Genomic DNA, 24266 nt, shown 5'->3' with positions numbered 1-24266 from the left:
GGGGGGGGGGGGGGGGGGCCCGCGCCCCCCCCCCCCGGGGGGGCCCGGGGGGGGGGGGGCCGGGGGGGGGCCCCCGGGGCGGGGGGGGGGGCCCCCGGGGGGGGGGGGGCCCCCCCCCCCCCCCCCGCGTCGCTCTCAGCCCTGGTTGTTGCCCGCCGTGTTCGCCAGGGCCGCCGACAGTTCGCGGGCCACTTCCTGGAGGATCGGGACGATCTTCTCCGTGGCCGCCTCGGTGACCCGGCCCGCGGGGCCCGAGATGGAGATGGCCGCCGCGGTGGGGGAGTCCGGCACGGACACCGCGAGGCAGCGGACTCCTATCTCCTGCTCGTTGTCGTCGACCGCGTACCCCGTCTCGCGGACCGCGACGAGCGCGTCCAGGAAGCCCTCCGGGGTGGTGATGGTCTTCTCGGTCGCGGCCGGCATGCCGGTACGGGAGAGCAGCGCCCGCACCTCCTCCGGCGGGGTGTGCGCGAGGAGCGCCTTGCCGACGCCGGTGGAGTGGGGGAGGACCCGACGGCCGACCTCGGTGAACATGCGCATGGAGTGCTTGGACGGCACCTGAGCCACGTACACGATCTCGTCGCCGTCGAGCAGGGCCATGTTCGCGGTCTCGCCGGTCTCCTCGACGAGCCGCGCCAGGTAGGGGCGGGCCCAGGTGCCGAGGAGGCGGGAGGCGGACTCGCCGAGCCGGATGAGGCGGGGGCCGAGCGCGTACCGGCGGTTGGGCTGCTGGCGCACGTAGCCGCAGGCGACGAGGGTGCGCATCAGCCGGTGGATGGTGGGGAGCGGGAGTCCGCTGCTGGCGGAGAGCTCGCTCAGCCCGACCTCGCCCCCGGCGTCGGCCATCCGCTCCAGGAGGTCGAAGGCGCGCTCAAGGGACTGGACGCCCCCGCTCGCGGCGGGCTTGGCGGCGTCGGTGGTGCTGGCGCTGGACGTCGGCACGTCAACGGTCCTTTCGGGGCAGGCGGGCAAGGCAGCAGCCTACCGGGCCGCCGGCCGGGGCACGCGGCCCAGGTCCCGGCGTCAGCGCCGGTCAGGGGGTGTTTGTCCGGTGTCGGTGACGGCCCGGAGGGGCCCGGGTCTGGCTCGCATGTGCGGAGCTACGTTCTACTGTACGGAATCCTGATTCCACTTTGTGGAAACATCCAAGTCGGGTTCGCCGACGGCCGATGCTGGAAGTCTGCCCTTGACGACCCGTCGCACGGAAGTGAAGACTCCTTTTCAACAGTTCGTTGAAATTTCTGCTGAAGTGCTTGAAGAAGGGGTACGGGTGGACGTCAACCTGGTCCTGCGCTCGACACGCGTCATCACCCCCGAGGGGACGCGCCCGGCGTCGATCGCCGTCTCCGGTGGGACGATCGCGGCCGTGCTGCCGTACGACGCGGAGGTACCGGCCGGTGCCCGCCTGGAGGACGTCGGCGACGACGTCGTCCTGCCCGGCCTCGTCGACACCCACGTGCACGTGAACGACCCGGGCCGCACCGAGTGGGAGGGCTTCTGGACCGCCACCCGCGCGGCCGCCGCGGGCGGCATCACCACGCTCCTCGACATGCCGCTGAACTCGCTGCCGCCGACCACCACGGTGGACCACCTGCGGATCAAGCAGGACGTCGCCCGCGCCAAGGCCCACATCGACGTCGGCTTCTGGGGCGGCGCGCTGCCCGGCAACGTCAAGGACCTGCGGCCCCTGCACGACGCCGGCGTCTACGGCTTCAAGTGCTTCCTGTCGCCCTCCGGCGTGGAGGAGTTCCCCGAGCTCGACCAGGAGCAGCTGGCGAACTCGCTCGCCGAGATCTCCGGCTTCGACGGCCTGATGATCGTGCACGCCGAGGACCCGCACCACCTCGCCGCCGCGCCCCAGCGGTCGGGCGGCGCCTACGCCGACTTCCTCGCCTCCCGTCCCCGGGACGCCGAGAACACGGCCATCGAGAACCTGATCAACCAGGCCCGCCGGCTCGATGCCCGCGTCCACGTCCTGCACCTGTCCTCCTCCGACGCGCTGCCGCTGATCGCGGCCGCCAAGGCCGAGGGCGTGAAGATCACCGTCGAGTCCTGCCCGCACTTCCTCACCCTCACGGCCGAGGAGATCCCGGACGGCGCCACCGAGTTCAAGTGCTGCCCGCCCATCCGCGAGGCCTCGAACCAGGACGCCCTGTGGCAGGGGCTCGCGGACGGCACGATCGACTGCATCGTCTCCGACCACTCCCCGTCCACCGCCGACCTGAAGACGCCGGACTTCCTCTCCGCCTGGGGCGGCATCTCCTCCCTCCAGCTCGGCCTGCCCGCCATCTGGACCGAGGCCCGCCGCCGCGGCCACACCCTGGAGGACGTGGCCCGCTGGATGTCCGCGGGCCCGGCCCGGCTCGCGGGACTCACCCGCAAGGGCGCCATCGAGGCCGGCCGCGACGCCGACTTCGCCGTCCTCGCCCCCGACGCCACCTTCACCGTCGACCCGGCCGAGCTCCAGCACCGCAACCGCATCACCGCCTACGCGGGCAAGACCCTCCACGGCGTCGTCACCGCCACCTGGCTGCGCGGCGAGAAGATCGCCGACCACGGCACCCTCGCCGAGCCTTCCGGCCGCCTCCTCGAAAGGAACAACTGACCCGTGAGCACCGGCATACCTTCCTTCACCGGCGACGCCAGCCCCTACGGCGGCGGCGACCCGTACGCCGACTACCGCACGGCCGACTTCCCCTTCACCCAGTACGCGGACCTCGCCGACCGGCGGCTCGGCGCGGGTGTCGTCGCGGCCAACGACGAGTTCTTCGCCGAGCGCGAGAACCTGCTCAAGCCCGAGGCCGCCGAGTTCGACCCCGAGCACTTCGGCCACAAGGGCAAGATCATGGACGGCTGGGAGACCCGCCGCCGCCGCGGCGTCTCGGCCCAGCAGCCGCACCCCACCGAGGACGACCACGACTGGGCCCTCGTACGCCTCGGCGCGCCCGGCGTCGTCCGCGGCATCGTCGTCGACACCGCCCACTTCCGCGGCAACTACCCGCAGGCCGTCTCCGTCGAGGCGACCTCCGTGGCAGGCTCGCCCTCGCCCGAGGAGCTCCTCGCCGACGACGTGAAGTGGACGACGCTCGTCCCGCGCACCGCCGTCGGCGGCCACGCCGCCAACGGCTTCGCCGTCGACGTCGAGCAGCGCTTCACGCACCTGCGCGTCAACCAGCACCCGGACGGCGGCATCGCCCGCCTCCGCGTCCACGGCGAGGTCGCCCCCGACCCGGCGTGGCTGGGCGTCCTCGGCACCTTCGACCTCGCGGCCCTGGAGAACGGCGGCCAGGTCGAGGACGCCTCGGACCGCTTCTACTCCCCGGCCACCAACACCATCCAGCCGGGCCGCTCCCGCAAGATGGACGACGGCTGGGAGACCCGCCGCCGCCGCGACAAGGGCAACGACTGGATCCGCTACGGCCTGGTCGCCGAGTCCGAGATCCGCGCCGTCGAGATCGACACCGCCTACCTCAAGGGCAACAGCGCCGGCTGGGCCGCCCTCTCCGTCGCGGCCGAGGGCTCGGAGGAGTGGACCGAGATCCTGCCCCGGACCCGCCTCCAGCCCGACACCAACCACCGGTTCGTCCTCGACGCCCCGGCGGTCGGCTCCCGCGTCCGGATCGACATCTACCCGGACGGCGGCATCTCCCGCCTCCGTCTCTTCGGCTCCCTCACGGAGGCCGGTACGGCGCGGCTGACCGCCCGCCACCAGGAGCTCGGCGGCTGACCGGCTCCCCGTGAACTGGGCGGGTACGACACCCCGCCCGGCCCGCGAGGGCGCACCGGCCCGACAGCACCGGTGCGCCCTCGCGCCCCCTTTTTTCTGGGGCTCGGTTCACCTCCGGGCACCCGGAGCCGGGCTCACTCGCCGGGCGCCGCGCACGGGCGTTACGCGGCGTGCCCGCCGTCCACCGAGAACTCGGCGCCCGTCACGTACCGCCCGCCGGGTCCCGCGAGGAAGGCGACCATCGCCGCCACCTCGTCCGGGGTGCCGAAGCGGCCGAGCGCCGTCATGGCCGCCTGCCCCGAGGCGTACGGGCCGTCCGCCGGGTTCATGTCGGTGTCGACGGGACCGGGGTGGACGATGTTCGCGGTGATGCCGCGCCCGCCCAGCTCCCGCGCGAGCGCCTTCGTGAGGCCGATCAGGGCCGCCTTGCTCATCGTGTAGAGCGTCCCGCCGGGGCCCGGCACCCGCTGGGTCATGCAGGTGCCGATCGTGACGATCCGCCCGCCCTCGGAGAAGCGCGCGGCGGCCGCCTGCGAGGCGAGGAAGGCCGCCCGGACGTTCACCGCGAGGGCCCTGTCCACCTCCGCGAGGGAGAGCGACTCCAGCGGACCGAGGACGCCCGCGCCGACGTTGTTCACCAGGACGTCGAGGCGCCCGAGGGCGTCCGCCGCCCACTCCACGGCGCCCGCCGCGTCCCCGGCGTCGGCCGCGTCCGCCCGCAGGGGCAGCGCCCTGCGGCCGGCCTCCTCGATCCGCGCGGCGACCTCCTTGGCCCGCGCCTCGTCCTGGACCCAGGTGAAGGCCACGTCGGCACCCTCCCGGGCCAGCCGCACCGCCGTCGCCGCGCCGATCCCCCGGCTGCCGCCCGTGACCAGGACCGCCGTGCCGTTCATCGTGGACATCCCGAAACCTCCGTGAGTAACGCCAACTGGTTGCGGGTTCAATGAAAGTCGGCGGAGTGCCCGGACGCTGGCGGGAATCGGACGCCGACTCACCGATGACTTCCGCCCGGCGGCACGGTCAGAGCTTCCGAGACACGATGGTCCGGAGAAGAGAAAGGGCATCCACCATGGCCACGCTCAGCCTCACCCAGTTCCTCACCCTCGACGGCGTCATCCAGGCGCCCGGCGGCCCCGAGGAGGACCCCAGCGAAGGCTTCGAGCACGGCGGCTGGTCCGCGCCGTACGACGACGAGGACTTCGGGCGGCGCGTCACCGAGATCTTCGCCCGGCCGACCGCCTTCCTGCTCGGCCGTCGCACGTACGAGATCTTCGCCGGCTACTGGCCCAAGCACACCGACCCCGCCGACCCCGTCGCCTCCAAGCTCAACGCCCTCCCCAAGTACGTCGCCACGACCACCCTCACCTCCGCCGACTGGGAGAACACCACCCTGCTCCGCGGTGACATCGTCAAGGAGGTCACCGCCCTCAAAGAGCGCACCGAAGGCGAGATCCAGATGCACGGCAGTGCCGGCCTCGCCCGGACCCTCCTCGACCACGACCTCATCGACACCCTCCACCTGCAGGTCTTCCCCGTGGTCCTCGGCACCGGCCGCCGCCTCTTCTCCGACGGGGTCCGCCCCACCGCCTTCCGCCTCACCGACGCGCGCACCACCAGCACGGGCGTCACCCTCCACACGTACGAACTGGCCGGCCGCCCCACGTACGGCAGCTTCTGATCGGGGCCGAAGGAAAGGTGTAGCCGCCACGGGCCCGTCCGGGTACGGTGATCGCTCCGAGTGCGAGCCGTCGAAGTCTCCACCCCGCCCCAAGAGTTGGAGAACCGGCCCGCGATGTCAGCCTCGTCGTCGATCGCCGTACCCGTACCCCTCGGAGCCCCGCGCCGCGCCTGGCTCACCGACCTGCCCGTCCTGCTCGTCGCCGTCGTCTGGGGCGCCAGCTATCTCGCGGCCAAGGGCATCACCACCGGCCACACCGTCCTCGCGGTCCTCGTGCTGCGGTTCTCCGTGGTGCTGCCCGTCCTCGTCGCCGCCGGGTGGCGCAGGCTCCGGGCCCTGAACGCGGCCCAGTGGCGCGGCGCCGCGACCCTCGGACTGATCCTCGGCGGGATCTTCCTCCTGGAGACGTACGGCGTCGTCCACACCTCCGCCACCAACGCGGGCCTGATCATCAGCCTCACCATGATCTTCACCCCGCTCGCCGAGGCCGCCGCCACCCGGTTCCTCCCCCGAGCCCCCGGCTCCGCTCGCGCAGGGGGGACCCCCGTTCCCCGCGCCTTCCTCGCCGCCGCCGCGCTCTCCGTCACCGGCGTCGTGCTGCTGACCCAGAGCGGAGGGTTCACCGCCCCCTCCCTCGGCGATCTGCTCATGCTGCTCGCCGCCCTCGCCCGCACCGTGCACGTCCTGGCCATGTCCCGGATCAAGGCGGTCCGGTCGGCCGACTCGCTCTCCCTCACCACCGTCCAGCTCGGCTCCGCCGTCGCCGTGTTCGCCGTCATCGCCGCCTTCCCCGGCACCGGCGCCCCGCCCTGGACCGCGGCCCTCGACTTCGGCCCGCGCGAGTGGGCCGGGCTGCTCTTCCTCTCCGTCTTCTGCACGCTCTTCGCCTTCTTCGTGCAGATGTGGGCCGTCCGCCGCACCTCGCCGTCCCGGGTCAGCCTCCTCCTCGGCACGGAGCCGCTCTGGGCCGCCGCCGCGGGCATCGCCCTCGCCGGCGACCGCCCCGGCGCCCTCGGCATCGCGGGCGCCGTGCTGGTCCTCGCGGGAACCAGCTGGGGCCGCCGCGCCGTGGAACCCGACGCCCGATAGGCGCCCGCCCGTTCAGGCCTTGGGCATGCGGCTCCCCGCGATCGCGAGGACCAGACCGAGGACCGCGACCACGATGTTCGCGAACAGCTCCCGGCCCTCCAGGAACCACACGTTCTCCGTGAGGAACCGGGTCAGACCCATGAAACGGAACCAGCCGTCCGTCAGCTCGCGGATCACTCCGGCAACCCCGGCCACGAGCAGCAGTCCACCGAGACCCTCAAGAAACCTCTTCATGAGTCGATCATGGCGAGGACGGCCGAGCGGCCGCGTCCGCCGTTCGTCCACGACGGCCGATACCAAAGTACCGACCTGCGCGACTCCCGTAGCAGGACGGCCCGCACGACCGGTGGACCGGGCCTGACCTGCGTACATTTACGGACATGACACGTACGGACCGGCAGCACCGGCTGCTCCCCTCCCACCTGGTCGAACCGGGCGGGAGCGGAGTGCCCCGGCCCCGCCGTACCGCCCGTGACTGGGTCGTGGACACCACGCTCTTCCTCCTCGCCGCGTTCGTCGGCCTCCTCGCCGCCGACGCGAGCGCGGAGTACACCAGCGCGACCGTCACCCTCCTCGACCAGCTCGCCGGCGCCGCCGCCTGCTGCGCCCTCTGGCTGCGCCGACGGTGGCCCGTGGGACTCGCCGTCGGCCTCTGCCTGGTGAGCGCCGTCGCCCCGGTCGCCGCGGGCGCCGTCCTCGCGAGCCTGTTCAGCGTCGCGGTACGCCGTCCCTTCCGCGAGGTCGCCTGGATCGGGGCGCTCGCCCTCGCCGCCTCCGTCACCCAGGTCTTCGTCCGCCCCGACCCCACCATCAACGTCGGCCTCGCCCTCGCCATCGGCTTCGTCTTCATCCTCCTCGTCACCGCCTGGGGCATGCTCGTCCGCGCCCGCCGCCAGCTCGTCGAAGCCCTCAGGGAACGGGCCCGCCGCGCCGAGTCCGAGGCCGAGCTGCGCGCCGCCCAGGCCCAGCGGCTCGCCCGCGAGGCCATCGCCCGCGAGATGCACGACGTCCTCGCCCACCGGCTCACCCTGCTCAGCGTGCACGCCGGAGCCCTGGAGTTCCGGCCCGACGCCCCGCCCGAGCAGATCGCCCGAGCGGCCGGTGTCATCCGCGACAGCGCCCACGAAGCCCTCCAGGACCTCCGCGAGATCATCGGCGTCCTGCGCGCGCCCGGCGAGAACGGCGAGGGCGACCGGCCCCAGCCCACCCTCGCCACCCTCGACGCCCTGGTCGACGAGTCCCGCGAGGCCGGCGCGGAGGTCGTCCTCGACAGCACCGTCGACGACCCGGCCGCGGTGCCCGCCGCCACCGGCCGCACCGTCTACCGCATCGCGCAGGAGGGCCTCACCAACGCCCGCAAGCACGCCCCCGGCACCACCGTCACCGTCACCGTCCGGGGCCGCCCCGGCGAAGGCCTCACCGTCGACATCCACAACCCGGCCCCCGCGGGACCCGTCCCGCACGTCCCCGGCTCCGGCCAGGGCCTCATCGGCCTCACCGAACGCGCCGCCCTCGCCGGCGGCAGGATGGAGCACGGCCCGGCCCCCGACGGCGGATTCGCCCTGCACGCCTGGCTGCCGTGGCCGGCATGACCTCCCGGCCGATGCCGCCGCACGCGCGACTGCCGATCACGCCGCACGCGCGACTACGGTGGCCCTCATGATCATCCGGCTGCTGATCGTCGACGACGACCCCCTGGTCCGCGCGGGCCTCACCCTCATGCTCGGCGGCGCCGACGACCTGGAGATCGTCGGCGAGGGCGCCGACGGCCGGGAGGTCCCCGAGCTCGTCGCCCGACTCGCCCCGGACGTCGTCCTCATGGACATCCGGATGCCCCACGTGGACGGCCTCACCGCCACCGAACGCCTCCGCGCCCTCCCCGGCGCCCCCGAGGTCGTCGTCCTCACCACCTTCCACGCCGACGAGCAGGTGCTGCGCGCCCTGCGGGCCGGCGCCGCCGGCTTCGTCCTCAAGGACACCCCGCCCGCCGAGATCGTCGCCGCCGTCCGCCGGGTCGCCGCGGGCGACCCCGTCCTCTCCCCGGCCGTCACCCGCCAGCTCATGACCCACGTCGCGGAGCGGCCCGAGAAGCGGCCGCGACGTGCCACGGCCGCCACCCGCCTAGCTCGACTCGCCGACCGCGAGCGGGAGGTGGCCGTCGCCGTCGGCCACGGCCGGTCCAACGCCGAGATCGCCGCCGAGCTGTACATGGGCGTCCCCACGGTCAAGGCCCACGTATCCCGGATCCTCGCCAAACTCGGCCTCAACAACCGTGTCCAGATCGCACTCCTGGTGCACGACGCCGGCCTCGTCGACGCGGACGAGGACGCCTAGTCGGATAGTCTGCTCCGATGTCCGTCATCGAACTGGGGGAGTACGGCGCGGACTTCACCGCGAACCCGTACCCCTACTACGCGAAGTTCCGTGAAGCAGGCCCCGTCCACGAGGTGCGGATGCCCGACGGCTTCCAGTTCTGGCTGGTCGTCGGCCACGAGGAGGGGCGAGCGGCGCTCGCCGATCCACGACTCGCCAAGTCCCCGTCCGTCATCGGCGTACGGCCGCCGGAGGAGGACGTCATCGGCGTCCACCTCCTCTCGGCGGACGCCCCCGACCACACCCGGCTGCGCCGCCTGGTCACGGCCGAGTTCACCGGCCGCCGGGTCGAGGGCCTGCGCCCCCGCATCGAGAGGCTCACCCACGAGCTCGCCGACGCCATGGAACCGGCCGGCCGCGCCGACCTCGTCGACGCCTACGCGTTCCCGCTGCCGATCACCGTCATCTGCGAGCTCCTCGGCGTCCCCGCCGAGGACCGCGACACCTTCCGCGGCTGGTCGAACGAGCTCGTCACCCCGACCGGCGAGCGGGGCATCCTCGACGCCCTGGAGGGCTTCGGCGGCTACCTCGACGGGCTCATCGAGGACAAGCGGGCCGCAGGCCCCGCCGACGACCTGCTCTCCGGCCTGATCGCCGCCCGCGCCGAGGACGGCGACCGGCTCTCCGGGCCCGAACTCCGCGCCATGGCCTACCTGTTGCTCATCGCCGGCCACGAGACCACCGTCAACCTGATCTCCAACACCGTCCGCAACCTGCTCACCCATCCCGAGCAGCTCGCCGCCCTGCGCGCGGACCCGGACCTCCTCGACGGGGTGATCGAGGAGTCCCTGCGGTACGACGGCCCGGTGGAGACCGCCACCTTCCGCGTCACCCGGGAGCCCGTCACCTTCGGCGACACCGTGATCCCGGCGGGACAGAGCGTCATCGTGGGGATCGGCGCGTCCGACCGGGACCCGGCCCGCTTCCCCGACCCCGACCGCTTCGACATCCGCCGCGAGACCAAGGGCCACCTCGCCTTCGGCCACGGCATCCACTACTGCCTGGGCGCCCCGCTCGCCCGCCTGGAGGGCAGGATCGCCCTCCGGACGCTCCTGGACCGCTTCCCCGGGCTGGAGCTCGACGCGGAGGCCGGTTCGTTGGAATGGCTGCCCGGCATGCTCATGCGCGGGACCCGTCGTCTCCCCGTCCGGTGGTGAACCCTTGAGCGACCAGACCCCCGTCCTCGACCTCGACCTCGCGCGGAAGGTGCTCGACGCGCAGCCGTTCAGCCGGCTCGTCGGCGCCCGCCTCACCGAATTCGGCGCGGGCCGGGCGGTCCTGGAGGTGGACCACCGCGAGGAGCTGAGACAGCAGAACGGCTTTCTGCACGGCGGTGTGCTCTCGTACGCGGCCGACAACGCGATCACGTTCGCCGCGGGCGCCGAGCTCGGCGCGGCCGTGCTGACGGCCGGGTTCTCCCTCCAGTACGTCCGGCCCGCGACGGGCGGCGTGCTGCGCGCCCGGGCGGAGGTGGTCCACGCCGGGCGCCGGCAGGCGGTGGTGCGCTGCGACCTGTCGACCGTCGACGAGCAGGGCGCCGAGACGCTGTGCGCGGTCGCCCAGGGCACGGTGCTCTCAGTCGGCTGAACCGACCCCGGCACCCCGGTCCGGCCCGTCCACCCCGGTGGCCGGCCCGGGAGCCCACCCGCCTCGGAGAGCCGCCGCGGCCGGCCCACCCGCCCCGGTGAGCCGGACCGGCCGGCCCATCCGCCTCGGAGAGCCGGACCGGCTGCCGCTCCCGGCGTCAGTGCGGGACCGGGACCGGGACAGGCCGCCGCTCCCGCCGCGAGCGCTCGCAGGCCTCGGCGATCCGGAGGGCCGCCAGGGCCTCCCGGCCGTCGCAGGGGTTGGGCGCCTCGCCGCGCACCAGGCGGACGAAGGCGTCCAGCTCCGCCTCGTACGCGGGGGCGAACCGCTCCAGGAAGCCGGGCCACGGCTTCTCGGGCGCGGGCGGGCCCTGCGGTTCCACCGAGGCGAGCGGGGACCGGTCGTCCAGGCCCACCACGATCTGGTCCCGCTCGCCCGCCAGCTCCATGCGGACGTCGTACCCGGCGCCGTTGCACCGGGTCGCGGTCGCCGTCACCAGCGTGCCGTCGTCCAGGGTGAGCACGGCCGCGGCCGTGTCCACGTCGCCCGCCTCCCGGAACACCGCCGGGCCCGCGTCCGAGCCCGTCGCGTACACCTCGACCACCTCCCGACCGGTCACCCAGCGGACGATGTCGAAGTCGTGCACGAGACAGTCGCGGAAGAGACCGCCGGAGAGCGGCAGATACGCGGCGGGCGGCGGCTCCGGGTCGGAGGTGACCGCCCGCACGGTGTGCAGCCGGCCCAGCCGCCCCGACCGCACCGCCTCGCGCGCAGCCAGGTACCCCGCGTCGAAGCGGCGCATGAACCCCAGCTGGAGCACCGTGCCCGCCTCCGTCACCGCGTCGAGCGCGGCGAGCGTCCCCGGCACGTCCAGGGCGATCGGCTTCTCGCAGAAGGCCGGCAGACCCGCCCCGGCGGCGCGGGCGATCAGCTCCGCGTGCGCGGCCGTCGCCGAGGCGATCACCACGGCGTCCAGGGCGTGCCCGAGCAGCGCTTCCACGTCCGGCGCCGCCTCCGCGCCGAGCGCCCCCGCGACCCCGGCCGCCCGGACGGGGTCCGCGTCCGCCACCACCAGCGACTCGACCTCCGGGTGCCGGGCCAGCACACCCGCGTGGAAGCTCCCGATCCGTCCCGTACCGATCAGTCCGATGCGCATGGCCCCACCGTGGAGGCGGGCGGCCCGGGTGTCAAGGATTTGTCAGGACATCCGGACGTCACGACTTCCCGTCATCAGCTTCCCGTCAGCTTCCGGTCACCAGCGCCCCGGGCTACGCTCCCCCCGTGCCCAAGCAGTCCGGCTCCTCCCTGCCCCCGCTCTCCGTGGACCGCACCAGTCCGGTCCCGCTGTACTTCCAGCTCGCCCGGCAGCTGGAGGGCGCCGTGGAGAACGGGACGCTCGCCCCGGGCACCCTCCTCGGCAACGAGATCGACCTCGCCACCCGCCTGGGCCTCTCCCGGCCCACCGTCCGCCAGGCCATCCAGACCCTCGTCGACAAGGGCCTCCTGGTCCGCCGCCGGGGCGTCGGCACCCAGGTCGTGCACAGCAGGGTCCGCCGCCCGATGGAGCTCAGCAGCCTCTACGACGACCTCGCCGCCGCCGGTCAGCGCCCCGCCACCCGGGTCCTCGTCAACCGCCTCGAACCCGCCGCGGGACCGGTCGCGGCCGCCCTCGGCCTGCCGGAGGGCACCGAGGTGCGCTACCTCGAACGGCTCCGTACCGCGCACGGCGAACCCATGGCGTACCTCTGCAACCACCTGCCCGCGGGGCTCGTCGAGCCCGACACCGGGCAACTGGAGACCACCGGCCTCTACCGCGTGCTCCGCTCCGCCGCGCTCACCCTGCACAGCGCCCGGCAGGTCGTCGGCGCCCGCGCCGCGACCGCCGAGGAGGCCGCGCTGCTCGACGAGCCGGAGGGCGCCCCGCTGCTCACCATGGAGCGCGTCACCTTCGACGACACCGGACGCGCCGTCGAGTACGGCTCCCATCTCTACCGGGCCACCCGCTACTCCTTCGAGTTCCAGCTGATGGTCCGTCCGTAGCCACTCGAGGGGGCCCCTGACCAGTGCCGCGACCCGCATGACCGATACTGCAATGCACGCAGAAGGACACAAAGGAGGGCACGGTCCCGTGACCAGGCTTCGGACAGGAGGGGTACGCGCCGCAGTCGGCGCCGTGCTCGCCCTCGCACTCACCGCGGCGCTCGCCGGGTGCAGCAGCACCGGCGGAAAGCGGGCGGAGGACGCCCGCAAGGCGGCCGAGGCCCAGGGCAGGGCGGTCGTCGACACCCCCCGGTGGACCTTCGCCATGGTGACCCACTCGGGCGACGGCGACACCTTCTGGGACATCGTCCAGAAGGGCGCCAAGCAGGCCGCCGCCAAGGACAACATCAACTTCCTGTACGCCCACAGCGACGAGGCCCAGCAGCAGGCGCAGCTGATCGACTCGTACGTCGCCAAGGGCGTCGACGGGCTCATCGTCACCCTCGCCAAGCCCGACGCCATGAAGGCCGCCGTCGAGAAGGCCGTCAAGGCGGGCGTCCCGGTGATCACCGTGAACTCGGGCGCCGAGCAGTCCAAGGCCTACGGGGCGCTCACCCACATCGGCCAGGACGAGACCGTCGCCGGCGAGGCCGTCGGCGAGGAGCTCGACAAGCGCGGCAAGAAGAAGGCCCTCTGCGTCCTGCACGAGCAGGGCAACGTCGGCCACGAGCAGCGCTGCGCGGGCGTGAAGAAGACCTTCGACGGCGAGCTCGTGAACCTGTACGTCGACGGCACCAACATGCCCGACGTCAAGGCGTCCATCGAGGCCAAGCTCCAGTCCGACAAGGACGTCGACGCCGTCGTCACCCTCGGCGCCCCCTTCGCCGACACCGCCGTCCAGGCCGCGAAGAGCGCCGGCAGCAAGGCCGAGGTCGACACCTTCGACCTCAACGCCAAGGTCGCCACCGCCCTGGAGGCCGGCACCCTCGGCTTCGCCGTCGACCAGCAGCCCTACCTCCAGGGCTACGAGGCCGTCGACCTGCTCTGGCTCTACCGCTACAACGCCGACGTCCTCGGCGGCGGCAAGCCGGTCCTGACCGGTCCCCAGATCATCACCAAGGACCAGGCCGCCGCGCTGAAGCAGTACGCGGATCGGGGCACCCGATGAGCTCCACCGCCCCGCCGTCGGACGGCGTCGACCACGTCGACGAACGACTGCTGCGCACCACCCCGCTGAAGAAGCTGCTCGCCCGCCCCGAGCTCGGCTCGGTCGTCGGCGCGATCGCCGTCTTCGCCTTCTTCGGGGTGGTCGCCGACAGCTTCCTGAACCCCTCCAGCCTCGGCACCGTCCTCTACGCGGCCTCCACCATCGGCATCATGGCCGTGCCCGTGGCCCTGCTGATGATCGGCGGCGAGTTCGACCTCTCCGCCGGCGTCCTGGTCACCAGCTCCGCGCTGGTCTCCTCGATGTTCAGCTACCAGATGACGGCGAACGTCTGGGTCGGCGTCGGCGTCTCGCTGCTCGTCACCCTGGCGATCGGCGTCTTCAACGGCTTCATGCTGACCCGCACCAAGCTGCCCAGCTTCATCATCACGCTCGGCACCTTCCTCATGCTGACCGGCCTGAACCTGGGCCTCACCAAGCTGATCAGCGGCACCGTCTCCACCAAGAGCATCGCCGACATGGAGGGCTTCCCCTCCGCCAAGAAGCTCTTCGCCTCGGAGTGGACGATCGGCGGCGTCGAGTTCAAGGTCACCATCCTGTGGTGGCTCGCCCTCGTCGCCCTCGCCACCTGGATCCTGCTCCGCACCCGCTTCGGCAACTGGATCTTCGCGGTCGGCGGCGGTGCCGACGCGGCCCGCGCGGTCGGCGTCCCCGTCTACCGCACGAAGATCGGCCTCTACATGGGCGTGGCCTTCTGCGCCTGGATCTCCGGCCAGCACCTGCTGTTCTCCTTCGACGTCGTCCAGTCGGGCGAAGGCGTCGGCAACGAGCTGATCTACATCATCGCGGCCGTCATCGGCGGCTGCCTGATCACCGGCGGATACGGCTCGGCCATCGGCTCGGCGGTCGGCGCCCTCATCTTCGGCATGACCAGCAAGGGCATCGTGTACGCCGAGTGGAACCCCGACTGGTTCAAGTTCTTCCTGGGGGCGATGCTCCTCCTGGCGACCCTGCTGAACGCCTGGATCCGCAAGCGCGTGGAGGCGACCAAGTGACCACGGAGCCCACTCCGCTCGTCGAGCTGACCGACGTCAGCAAGTACTACGGCAACATCCGCGCCCTCGAAGGGGTCTCCCTGGAGGTCCGCGCGGGCGAGATCTCCTGCGTCCTCGGCGACAACGGCGCCGGCAAGTCCACCCTCATCAAGATCGTCGCCGGCCTCCACCGGCACGACGCCGGCACCTTCCGCATCGAGGGCGAGGAGGTCGCCCTCGCCAACCCGCGCGACGCCCTGGACCGGGGCATCGCCACCGTCTACCAGGACCTCGCCGTCGTCCCCCTCATGCCGGTCTGGCGGAACTTCTTCCTCGGCTCCGAGCCCACGAAGGGCAAGGGCCCCTTCAAGCGCCTCGACGTCGAGCTGATGCGCACCACCACCCGCGAGGCCCTGCTCCGCATGGGCATCGACCTCCGGGACGTCGACCAGCCCATCGGCACCCTCTCCGGCGGCGAGCGCCAGTGCGTGGCCATCGCCCGCGCCGTCCACTTCGGCGCCAAGGTCCTCGTCCTCGACGAGCCGACCGCCGCGCTCGGCGTCAAGCAGTCCGGCGTCGTCCTGAAGTACGTCGCCGCCGCCCGTGACCAGGGTCTCGGCGTGGTCCTCATCACGCACAACCCGCACCACGCCTACCTCGTCGGCGACCGTTTCGTCCTCCTCAAGCGGGGCGTGATGGCGGCGAGCCACACCAAGGACTCCGTCACCCTCGACGAGTTGACCCGGCAGATGGCGGGCGGCAGCGAGCTGGAGGACCTGCGCCACGAGCTGGAACGGCCGACCGCCACGTAACGGCCCCTTGACACCCCACCTGGCAGAATCGGAGCCGATGAGTACCTACCGTGACCTCGCCCACCGGGGAGCCGCCCGCGGGACCGTGCTGCGCACCGTCGGGACCCGGGAGCGGCGCTCCCACCTGACGGCGCCCCGGGTGCCGACCGTCGGCATCGACATCGGCGGTACGAAGGTGATGGCCGGCGTCGTCGACGCCGACGGCAACATCCTGGAGAAGCTCCGCACGGAGACCCCGGACAAGTCCAAGAGCCCCAAGGTCGTCGAGGACACCATCGTCGAACTGGTCCTGGACCTCTCCGACCGGCACGACGTGCACGCCGTCGGGATCGGCGCGGCCGGCTGGGTCGACGCCGACCGGGCCCGTGTCCTCTTCGCCCCGCACCTCGCCTGGCGCAACGAGCCCCTCCGCGACGCCCTCCAGAGCCGCCTCGCCGTCCCCGTCATGGTCGACAACGACGCGAACACCGCCGCCTGGGCCGAGTGGCGCTTCGGCGCCGGGCGCGGCGAGGACCACCTCGTCATGATCACCCTCGGTACCGGCATCGGCGGTGCCATCCTGGAGGACGGCCAGGTCAAGCGGGGCAAGTTCGGTGTCGCGGGGGAGTTCGGCCACATGCAGGTCGTCCCCGGCGGGCATCGCTGTCCCTGTGGCAACCGTGGCTGCTGGGAGCAGTACAGCTCGGGGAACGCGCTGGTCCGCGAGGCCCGTGAGCTGGCCGCCGCCGACTCCCCGGTCGCGTACGAGATCATCGAGCGGGTCAAGGGGAACGTCCCCGACATCACCGGCCCCCTCATCACCGAGCTCGCCCGCGAGGGCGACGCCATGTGCGTCGAGCTGCTCCAGGACATCGGTCAGTGGCTCGGTGTCGGCATCGCCAACCTCGCGGCCGCCCTCGACCCCTCCTGCTTCGTCATCGGCGGAGGCGTCTCCGCCGCCGACGACCTGCTCATCGGCCCCGCGAGGGACGCCTTCCGCCGCCACCTCACCGGCCGCGGCTACCGTCCCGAGGCCCGCATCACCCGCGCCCAGCTCGGCCCCGAGGCCGGCATGGTCGGCGCCGCCGACCTCGCCCGGCTCGTCGCCCGCCGCTTCCGCCGCGCGAACCGGCGCCGCGTCGAGCGCTACGAACGGTACGAGCGCTACGCCCAGGCCCTGCGCAACGGGACCACGGGCCGGGCCGGACGCACCCCCGAGGACCCCCCTTCATGACCCTGCACCACCCGTCCACCCCGCCCCGCACCCCGCAGGACAAGCTGCCCGAGGACCGCCGGCACATGATCCGCCGCCGCTGGCTGACGGCCGTCATCATCGTGCTCCTCGTCGGCATCCCCGCCGGCTACCTCGTCATCTCCGCGGGCCAGAGCCGGGACAGCGGCCGCGACAAGGAGCGCGAGTCCTCGGCGGCCGGGCTCCAGGACAACCGGCCCTCGCTGATGAAGCGCCGGGTCTTCGAGATCCCGATCCCCTCCGGGGCCTGGGGCGTCGCCTACTACGAGACCAGCAACTGGAAGACCAGCCGGCTGTACGTCCAGTTCACGACGACCGCCGGCGGCCTCGACGCCTTCCTCGCCGAGTCCGGCACCGCGCGCTCCGCGCTCACCCCGGGCCGGGTCACCGTCGGCGAGCGGGACGCCGACATCGCCGGCTGGACCTTCGCCGACGACACGACCTGGGCCGGCACCGTCGTCACCCGCGAGGCACCGCGCCCGCGCACCGACATCACGGTCGACCTCACCGACCCCGCCTTTCCCCGCGTGTACGCGGTGTCGACGACGAGCCCCTGACGTCCCCGCCGCCGGGAGGACCGCTCCCTACGACGATCGCCCCCAGGAGACCCTGGGGGCGATCGTCGTTCATGTGCGCGCGGACCGGTCGTCGATCAGTGGGCGTCGTCGCTCAGGCCCACTACCTTCGGGTCACGGCCGGGGAAGTCCCCGGGCATGCCGGGCACGTCGATCGTGCGCCCGTACACGCCGGCCAGGAACTCGACGGCACCGACCGGGAACTCGATCCAGTCGGCATTGTCCGTGCGGACGACCACCGGCCACGCGTCCGGGTCCGCGGGGCTCGTCCTCCAGTAGAAGGAGTCCCCCGAATTGGACGCCGCCCAGCCGATCAGACCTCCCGGCTGCGGGTAGGGAACGTAGTCCTCGGTGTCGCCCATCTCGTACAGGTCCTGAAGGATCTCGTCGTCCCTGGCCTCGGCCGCCCATGACACCTCGGTGCCGGGCCGGGGAACGGACACCATCAGGAACTCGTCGACGACCAGCACCGGATACGCCTCCGCCAGGGCACGGAAGTCCGAGGGCAGAGCCGTCCCGAGGGCCGCCTCGAGGGCCGCCCAGTCCACGCCGCGTCCCGCCGCCGCGCGCCACGGCACCATGGCCGGGAGGACGGCCTCCAGGTCTTCGATCCTCAGCATGTCGTCTGCCAATCCGGGCTGTTCTGTACCACGACGTTGCTGAACAGTACTCCGTCCTCGGTGTACGCGGACATCGTGATGCTGTCCGCGTATCCCGTCGTGTGGCTGTAGTTGAGCTTGCCCGTGTACATGACCCACTTCCCGGCCGCGAGCTGCTTCTCCATCTGGATCTCGCACCGCCGCATGCCGCTCTTGTTCATGCGGGAGAACCCGGTGAAGAGGTTCTCGTTGACCCAGTCGCCGCCCACCTTGTCACCGACGATGTGCGTACGGTCGAAGATGTTGCCCCTGCCCGACCGGTTCGTGTTCTGCGCGGGGTCCGGGAACCCGTACACGTTCACCGTGCCGGTGTCCCGGGGCTCGAGCGGAGCCTTGAGGTCATCCGGGCAGATCAGCGCGGTCGCGCCCTGGGAACGGCCTTCCCCGTCCAGCGGCTGGTACTGGAAGCGGGACGACTTGGGCTCGTCCGCACACCGCTTCTTGTTGGTCGTGTCCTCGCCCGGCCCCGGGATCGGCAGGGGAATCGGCTCGGTGGTCGGCTCGGGCTCCGGCTCGTCGTCCTCGAAGAGGTCGCCGATGCCCTCCACGATCGAGTCGAAGGTGTCGTTGATGGCGGTCTGCACGTCCTGGTCGTTCACCACGACCTCGTAGGTGACGACCGCGGCGACCGCCACGAGCAGGATGGCGCCTTCGGCGAGGTCGTCGATGAGGGCGAAGTGGCCGTCCAGCTCGACGTTGCTCACCGGGTTGCCGCCGGTGAAGGCGTAGCGGTTGCCGGTGAACGCGTCGGTCCCGAGCCCCATGTCGGCCAGCGCGCCGGTGTACATGTCCCGGGTGGTGAAGCGGTTGAGCCCGGGGCTGTAGTCGCGGAAGCCCATGTCGTACGTGCCGGACTGGGCGTCCCAGCGCTTGGCGTTGTAGCGGTACGGGTTGTAGTCCTCCTTGGTGGGGTTCTGGGCGTCGGGCTTGTCGATGCCGGTGAACTCCGACGCGTCGTCGCTGCCGTAGGCGGTGTAGCCGTACGTGGCCTTGGTGTCACCGTTCTTGTCGGTCAGCGCGTCGACGTCGGTGTGGCCGTTGTAGCTGTAGTACGTGGCCTCGCCCGTGCCGTCGGTGTGCTTGATCTGGGACAGGCGCTCGCCCCACGGGCTGTACTGGTAGGACTTCGACAGCTGGCCGGCGACCTTCTCGTCCAGGACCTCGCCGGAGAGACCCAGGTACTCGAAGTCCGTGGTCTTGCCGTCGGCGGTCGTGGACAGGGTGCGGTCGAGCGGGTCGAAGGTGTACCGCGTCGACTTCATCGTGCCGGTCGCGTCCGCCTTCTGGGACTCGACGACGTGGTCGAAGCCGTCGTACACGCTGCGCCCGACGACCCTGCCGTTGCTCGTGACCGACTCCTGGCGGCCGAACGGGTCGTAGTTGTACTGGAACGCCGTACCGGCGACGGACGAGCTCTGCAGCCGGTTGCGGTCGAAGGAGAACGTGGTGGTCGCGCCCATGACGGTCTGGCTGACGACGTTGGCGTTGTCGTCGTGGACGTAGGTGTCCGTCGACGCGCCGTTGCCGGTCTTGACGGACTTGGCGAGCCGGTCGACCGGGTCGTAGGTGTAGTCGGTGGTGGAGTCGAGGTACGCCGAGTGGTTGTCGGCGTCCATCTTCTTCGTGACGTCCTGCGTCGGGTTGCCGTTGCCGTCGTACTGGTAGGTGTGCGAGGCGACCAGCGTGCCGCCCGACTTCTTCTCCACGGTGGACGCGACCGAACCGTCGAGGAAGTAGGTGCTGTCGACGGTGTTGCCGTTGTCCTTGGTCTGCCGCAGGACCTGGCCGCGGTCGTTGTACGTGTACGACGTGACCTTGGGGGACGTGTCCGTGGCCGACTTTCCGACCGAGACCGTCTGCGTCAGATCACGCTTGTCGTAGGTGTACTTGGAGAACTGGTCGGGATGGCTGACCGTCTCCGGCAGGCTGTCGGCGTCGTAGGTGTAGGTGGTGGACTTCTTCTCCTGTCCGGCCAGCGACTCGGTGACCTTCTGGATCTGGTCGAGGCCCGTGTAGGCGATGGCGTAGGCGTCGACCGGTGCACCGGGGGAGGTGTCGTCGATCGACGTCAGATTGCCGTTGGCGTCGTAGTCGTAGGCGAAGGCGTGCTTCTCGTTGTCGGTGTCGGCCGCGTTGTCGCGGACGAGCTTCACGCCGTCGGCGGCGACCGCACCCGCGCTGTTCTGGAACAGCTGCAGCTTGGCCGCGTTGCCCTGGGTGAAGGCGAACGAGCCGAGGCTCACCCAGGCGCCCGGAGTCGTGTTCTGGTTCCTGATGACGTCCGTGGTCGTGCCGTCGGACTTGGTGACCGTGTACTTCGCGGTCGTCGCGGCACCGGTGACCTGGGGGTAGCGCACGTACGCCGTGTAGGTGCCGTCCTTGGGGATGTTCAGCGTCCACGTGAACGCGTCCGTCCCGGCGCCCGCGGCGTGGACCTGGTGGTCGAAACCCTGCTGGCCGGGGAGGCTGGCGTGGGTCCACGTACCGGTGGAGCTGGTGTTCTGGGTGTCGGAGTTGTCGACGAGCGGGACGGCGCTGCCGACCGGCACACCGTTGTCCGACTTCGACTTCAGCTTGCCGTCCGGGTAGAACGACCAGCTCATCGTGCGGTTGGACGAGCCTCCCGCGGAGGTGAGGGTACGGGCGGTCTGGCGGCCCAGCTCGTTGTAGTCGTACGTGGTGACGATGTCCCACGGGTCCGTCGTCGACCTGGTCCAGCCGTTGTCGAAGTAGCTGTACGTGGTGTCGCTGCGGACCGTCTGGCCCTCGGACGGCGGCAGGGAGGTCCTGGCGACCCGGCCGACGGCGTCGTACTCGGTCTCGGTGTAGACGTTCGGGTCGTTGTAGCGGGCGTCCGCCGGGTCGTACGGCTGGAACTGCTTCACCGGGCGGTTCAGCGCGTCGTACTCGGTCCGGGAGGTGAAGTCGTCGGCGTTCGCCGTCTCCACCCCCCGCGGGGTGATCACCTTCGTGGTGTTGCCGACCTGGTCGTACGCGTACCGGGTCGTCCGGTAGACGATGGGCGAGGTGCCCTTGTGCGGGACCTTGACCTCGGTCTGCTTGCCGCGCTCGTCGTAGGTGATCAGGGTCTCGTTGTTCTCGGGGTCCTTGCTGGAGACGACGAGCGAGTCCTTGTCGTAGGTGCGCGAACTCGTGTTGCCCAGGGCGTCGCTCATCGAGACGGTCCGGTGATCGAGGTCGTACGCCATCTTGCTGGTGTAGTCGGTGGTGTCGGCGGTCGCGTTCTTCTTCGGGTCGACGACCTTGATGAGGTTGCCGACGTTGTCGTACTCGTAGGAGATCTTGTCGCCGACCGCGTTCACCACGGAGACGAGCTTGTAGAGCTCGTCGTAGGTGTGGGTCGTGAGGTAGTCGCCGGAGTCCCCGGTGGTCGCGGTGCCCTTGGGCTGGACCGTCGTCCTCAGATGACCGGTCCTGTCGTACGTGTAGTCGGTCCTGCGCTCGGGACCGGTCGGCGTGTCCTTCGGGTCCGTCGACGAGACCATCTGGTCCGCGGCGTCGTACACCGCGGTGGACACCGCGCCGTTGGGCGCCGTGGACGTGGTGATGTTGTCGTTGGCGTCGTAGACCGGAGCCTGGAAGGTGATCAGGTCACCGGCGACCTGGTCCTTGGGCACGGTCTTCACCAACGGACGGCCGAACGTGTCGTACGACTGCGTCGTCTTCTTCCCCAGCGCGTCGGTGACCTGGGTGACCTGACCGCGTACGTCGTAGACGAACGTCGACGACTTGCCCAGCGCGTCGGTGATGGTGGACGGGTAACCCGTCGGTCCGAAGCCGCTGTTGGTCGTCGGGTGTCCGTTGGCGTCCGTCGCCTTGGTCAGCTCGCCGTAGGAGTCGTACGCGTACGACGTGGTGTAGTCACCCGCGGTCGTGGTCGCCACGCCCTTGGGGTCCGTGACCGTCTTGAGGTTGCCGAAGGCGTCGTACCCGAACTGCCAGGCACGGCCCTCCCGCGACGTCTTGCGGAAGAGGTCCGCGGAGAAGCCGTCGGCGCGGGTCTGGTACTCGTACTTCGCCGCGTTCGCCGGCCACTTGGCGGGGTCGGAGACGCAGGTCACCGTCTGGTCCGGCACGCCGGCCCTGTTGTTCTCCGCGTCGCGCTGCCAGAGCGGGTAGCCCGTCCTCGGGTCGTAGCAGTACGCGGTCTTGGCTCCGTTGGCCTCCTCGAGATAGGTGACGTTGTTGTCGGCGTCCCACGCCATCTGCGTGGTCTGCGACTTGGGGTTCGTCGTCCGGACCGGGCGGCCGAAGTCGTCGGTGACGTAGTCCGTGGCGTGGTTCTCGGCGTCGGTGACCCTGGTGGCCGTGAACTTGGGATTGCCCGCGTCCACCGCGTAGGCGTAGCCCGTGGTGCCCTGGATGCGATCGGTGATCGTCTTGGTCCACCAGTGGTACTTCGGGTCGTCACCGGTCTGCGGGAAGTTGTACGCCAGCGAAGTGGCGTTGCCGCGCGGGTCGGTGGCCTTGACGAGCTTGACGTTCTTGTTGCCCTGGGTGGCGTCGTACTCGAAGCCGAAGACCTTCGGCTGGGTGGAGCCCGCACCGTCGGTGATCTTGGTGAGCAGGCCCTTGTCGGAGTACTCGAAGGCGATCTTGCGGCCGGAGATGTCGGTCATCGACTTGATGTGGTCGACGACCTTCGGGCCGGAGCCGTCGGCCTTGGAGTAGTACTCGACGGTCAGCGACTGCCGGCCGGCCGGGTCGGTGACGTACTTCAGGAACTTCGTCGGCTTGTTGTTCGACTTCCGTTCCTCATAGGTGTACGTCTGCGTGTTGCCGTTCTTGTCCACGACCGAGGTCATGTAGCCGTCGCAGCCGAACAGGAACCGGGTCCCGTCGGGACGGGTCAGCGTCCAGGCGTCCGGGACCGGGTCCTTCAGCGGGGTGCAGTCCAGCCCCGGCTTGGCGGACAGCTTGTAGTGGACGCCCGCGGGAGCCTTCCAGGAGCCGTCCGGCTGCTTGCGGAAGACGTGGGTGGTGCCGTCACCGTCCGGGAGACGGATCTCGGTCGGGTTCGGCTTGGGCTGGAACTCCAGCGGCGCGCCGAGCCGGATCGGGCCCGAGGCCTGGAAGGACCAGCCGTAGCCGGAGACGGTGTCGGAGGTGTCCTGGCTGTTGTACGCGAACCGGGCGAAGGTGGTGATTCCGCGGCCGGGGTTGGTGAACGCGTTGTACTGCCAGACCAGGTTGCCGGACGCCGTGTTGTTCATGACGGTCGATCCGGCGCCGGTGTTCTTTCCGGTGTAGGAGTAGAACTTCTCCAGGCCGAGCTGGTTGGAGGTCGGGTCCTCCACCGCCACGTTCTGGCTCAGGCCGGGGATGCCGGAGGTGCCCGAGGTCCAGGTGCCGGTCGTCTTGTTGTAGACGTCCCAGGTCAGCACGTAGTCGGTGCGCTTGTTGCCGTTGTCCGAGTTGATCGGCGTCTTCACCAGGGCATGGAGGTCGATGCTGTCACCGGGGGCGACGTTCGACGGCAGGGCCGTCTGGACCTGGTTGCCGCCGGTGGTGACGTCCGTGCCGTCGGGCAGCGCCCACTTGTAGGTCAGGACGTTGTCGGCCGTGTTCCACGTGGAGGCGGTGGTGTTGGTGAGGTTGAAGTCGACCGTGTAGTCGCTGTTCGGCGTCATACGGGCGGGGGTCTGCGGCGCGTAGTACGTGGACTCCGTGGTGGAGTCGATGTACGTGACCGCGATCCTGGGCGCGAGCCGCTGTTCGGTGCCCTCGGAGGACAGGAAGAGCGTGCGTTCCTGCGAGGCGGCCTCGTCGGCCATCTTCAGGACGACGCCCTTCTGGGAGGCCGGGGTGGTCACCCAGGACTGCGCCAGCGAGGTGACGTTCCAGTTGTGGCGGGCCGGGTCGTTCGTCATGGCCCCGACATCACCGACGGAGGCGCCGAAGTCGCCGCCCTGCGCGGTCCAGTTCGTCGCCGGATCTGCCTTGACCCAGGTGGCGGACTCGTCGAAGTCACGGGTCAGCGGGTGCAGTTCGTAGACCGCGCCGGTGGTGTCCTGGGCGGTCTGCGTCGACCAGAGACGGACATCGGCCTCCAGGACCCGGGCCGTGGCGGGGATGCCGAGGGCCGGGAACTTGAGCAGGGCGCGGGTGTCGCCGTAGGTGGCGGAGTTGTTGCCGACCGACAGCCAGTTCTTCGCGCCGGAGTCGTCGATCGTGTCGTGCGCGATCGTGGGCTGCGCCGAGGACAGCGTCGTGTCCTGGGAGGCGAACAGCACCTTGGTGGTGCGGCCGGCCTTGGGCAGGCGTACGAGCTGGGTGGGCGCGGCGACGACCTGCCCGTCCTTGGTCTTGACCGCGACCATGTAGTAGTAGGCGCG

Annotated in this window: 20 protein-coding genes; 14 read left to right on the top strand and 6 right to left on the bottom strand. The window is 71.3% G+C overall.

Annotation, left to right across the window (positions count from 1 at the left end):
• Positions 1-135: 135 nt before the first annotated feature.
• The gene (locus ACFYUS_RS38695) at positions 136-942 is read right to left on the bottom strand and encodes an IclR family transcriptional regulator (protein ID WP_388862942.1); all 807 of its coding nucleotides are present in this window, start codon (positions 940-942) and stop codon (positions 136-138) included.
• A 328-nt stretch (positions 943-1270) separates the two neighbouring features.
• On the opposite strand from ACFYUS_RS38695, the gene allB reads away from it, so the two are divergent.
• Both allB and alc read left to right on the top strand, forming a co-directional pair.
• Positions 1271-2605 carry an allantoinase AllB gene (gene allB / locus ACFYUS_RS38690; protein WP_388862940.1) on the top strand — a complete coding sequence of 445 codons (1335 nt, stop codon included), beginning with the start codon at positions 1271-1273 and terminating at the stop codon, positions 2603-2605.
• Positions 2606-2608: 3 nt separating this feature from the next.
• Complete coding sequence (gene alc / locus ACFYUS_RS38685; protein ID WP_388862938.1) at positions 2609-3727, top strand: allantoicase; 1119 nt, start codon at positions 2609-2611, stop codon at positions 3725-3727.
• Between the two features lie 161 nt (positions 3728-3888).
• On the opposite strand, the gene ACFYUS_RS38680 is transcribed toward alc, so the two are convergent.
• On the bottom strand, positions 3889-4629 hold the full coding sequence (locus ACFYUS_RS38680) for an SDR family NAD(P)-dependent oxidoreductase (RefSeq protein ID WP_388862936.1): 741 nt from the start codon (positions 4627-4629) through the stop codon (positions 3889-3891).
• Positions 4630-4796: 167 nt separating this feature from the next.
• On the opposite strand from ACFYUS_RS38680, the gene ACFYUS_RS38675 reads away from it, so the two are divergent.
• Both ACFYUS_RS38675 and ACFYUS_RS38670 read left to right on the top strand, forming a co-directional pair.
• Complete coding sequence (locus tag ACFYUS_RS38675; protein ID WP_388862934.1) at positions 4797-5405, top strand: dihydrofolate reductase family protein; 609 nt, start codon at positions 4797-4799, stop codon at positions 5403-5405.
• 114 nt (positions 5406-5519) lie between these two features.
• A complete protein-coding gene (locus ACFYUS_RS38670) occupies positions 5520-6494 on the top strand; it encodes a DMT family transporter (protein WP_388862932.1) in 975 nt (324 codons plus the stop codon).
• A 12-nt stretch (positions 6495-6506) separates the two neighbouring features.
• Here the strand turns inward: ACFYUS_RS38670 and ACFYUS_RS38665 are convergent, their stop codons facing one another.
• Positions 6507-6728, bottom strand: coding sequence for a hypothetical protein (locus ACFYUS_RS38665; RefSeq protein ID WP_388862930.1), 222 nt, complete (start codon positions 6726-6728; stop codon positions 6507-6509).
• Between the two features lie 146 nt (positions 6729-6874).
• Between ACFYUS_RS38665 and ACFYUS_RS38660 the strand changes: the two genes are divergently transcribed.
• The 4 genes from ACFYUS_RS38660 to ACFYUS_RS38645 all read left to right on the top strand — a co-directional run bounded on the left by ACFYUS_RS38660 (position 6875) and on the right by ACFYUS_RS38645 (position 10454).
• On the top strand, positions 6875-8086 hold the full coding sequence (locus ACFYUS_RS38660; protein WP_388862928.1) for a sensor histidine kinase: 1212 nt from the start codon (positions 6875-6877) through the stop codon (positions 8084-8086).
• 67 nt (positions 8087-8153) lie between these two features.
• Positions 8154-8828, top strand: a complete 675-nt coding sequence (locus ACFYUS_RS38655) for a response regulator (protein WP_388862926.1) — start codon at positions 8154-8156, stop codon at positions 8826-8828.
• Positions 8829-8845: 17 nt separating this feature from the next.
• Entirely contained in the window at positions 8846-10024 is a 1179-nt protein-coding gene (locus ACFYUS_RS38650; protein ID WP_388862924.1) for a cytochrome P450, read from the top strand.
• 4 nt (positions 10025-10028) lie between these two features.
• Positions 10029-10454: a PaaI family thioesterase gene (locus ACFYUS_RS38645; RefSeq protein WP_388862922.1), complete on the top strand. Its 426-nt coding sequence runs from the start codon at positions 10029-10031 to the stop codon at positions 10452-10454.
• A gap of 157 nt (positions 10455-10611) precedes the next feature.
• Here the strand turns inward: ACFYUS_RS38645 and ACFYUS_RS38640 are convergent, their stop codons facing one another.
• On the bottom strand, positions 10612-11610 hold the full coding sequence (locus tag ACFYUS_RS38640) for a Gfo/Idh/MocA family oxidoreductase (protein WP_388862920.1): 999 nt from the start codon (positions 11608-11610) through the stop codon (positions 10612-10614).
• 164 nt (positions 11611-11774) lie between these two features.
• On the opposite strand from ACFYUS_RS38640, the gene ACFYUS_RS38635 reads away from it, so the two are divergent.
• The 6 genes from ACFYUS_RS38635 to ACFYUS_RS38610 all read left to right on the top strand — a co-directional run bounded on the left by ACFYUS_RS38635 (position 11775) and on the right by ACFYUS_RS38610 (position 17233).
• The gene (locus tag ACFYUS_RS38635) at positions 11775-12494 is read left to right on the top strand and encodes a GntR family transcriptional regulator (RefSeq protein WP_388862944.1); all 720 of its coding nucleotides are present in this window, start codon (positions 11775-11777) and stop codon (positions 12492-12494) included.
• Positions 12495-12582: 88 nt separating this feature from the next.
• Positions 12583-13602, top strand: a complete 1020-nt coding sequence (locus ACFYUS_RS38630; protein ID WP_388862918.1) for a sugar ABC transporter substrate-binding protein — start codon at positions 12583-12585, stop codon at positions 13600-13602.
• Positions 13599-14654, top strand: a complete 1056-nt coding sequence (locus ACFYUS_RS38625; RefSeq protein ID WP_388862916.1) for an ABC transporter permease — start codon at positions 13599-13601, stop codon at positions 14652-14654. The genes ACFYUS_RS38630 and ACFYUS_RS38625 overlap by 4 nt, the downstream gene beginning before the upstream one ends.
• On the top strand, positions 14651-15445 hold the full coding sequence (locus tag ACFYUS_RS38620) for an ATP-binding cassette domain-containing protein (RefSeq protein ID WP_388862914.1): 795 nt from the start codon (positions 14651-14653) through the stop codon (positions 15443-15445). The genes ACFYUS_RS38625 and ACFYUS_RS38620 overlap by 4 nt, the downstream gene beginning before the upstream one ends.
• A 37-nt stretch (positions 15446-15482) precedes the next feature.
• Positions 15483-16658, top strand: a complete 1176-nt coding sequence (locus ACFYUS_RS38615; protein ID WP_388862912.1) for an ROK family glucokinase — start codon at positions 15483-15485, stop codon at positions 16656-16658.
• A complete protein-coding gene (locus ACFYUS_RS38610) occupies positions 16655-17233 on the top strand; it encodes a hypothetical protein (protein ID WP_388862910.1) in 579 nt (192 codons plus the stop codon). The genes ACFYUS_RS38615 and ACFYUS_RS38610 overlap by 4 nt, the downstream gene beginning before the upstream one ends.
• 95 nt (positions 17234-17328) lie before the next feature.
• Here ACFYUS_RS38610 and ACFYUS_RS38605 read toward each other — a convergent pair whose 3' ends face one another.
• Both ACFYUS_RS38605 and ACFYUS_RS38600 read right to left on the bottom strand, forming a co-directional pair.
• Entirely contained in the window at positions 17329-17871 is a 543-nt protein-coding gene (locus ACFYUS_RS38605) for an SMI1/KNR4 family protein (RefSeq protein ID WP_388862908.1), read from the bottom strand.
• On the bottom strand, positions 17865-24266 hold a 6402-nt coding region (locus ACFYUS_RS38600), incomplete at its 5' end, for a DNRLRE domain-containing protein (RefSeq protein WP_388862906.1). The genes ACFYUS_RS38605 and ACFYUS_RS38600, both read right to left, overlap by 7 nt.

It is taken from the genome of Streptomyces sp. NPDC004284, from assembly GCF_042874035.1.
In the GTDB taxonomy this organism is placed as follows: Bacteria; Actinomycetota; Actinomycetes; order Streptomycetales; family Streptomycetaceae; genus Streptomyces.
This window is presented reverse-complemented; position numbering and strand designations above follow the sequence as displayed.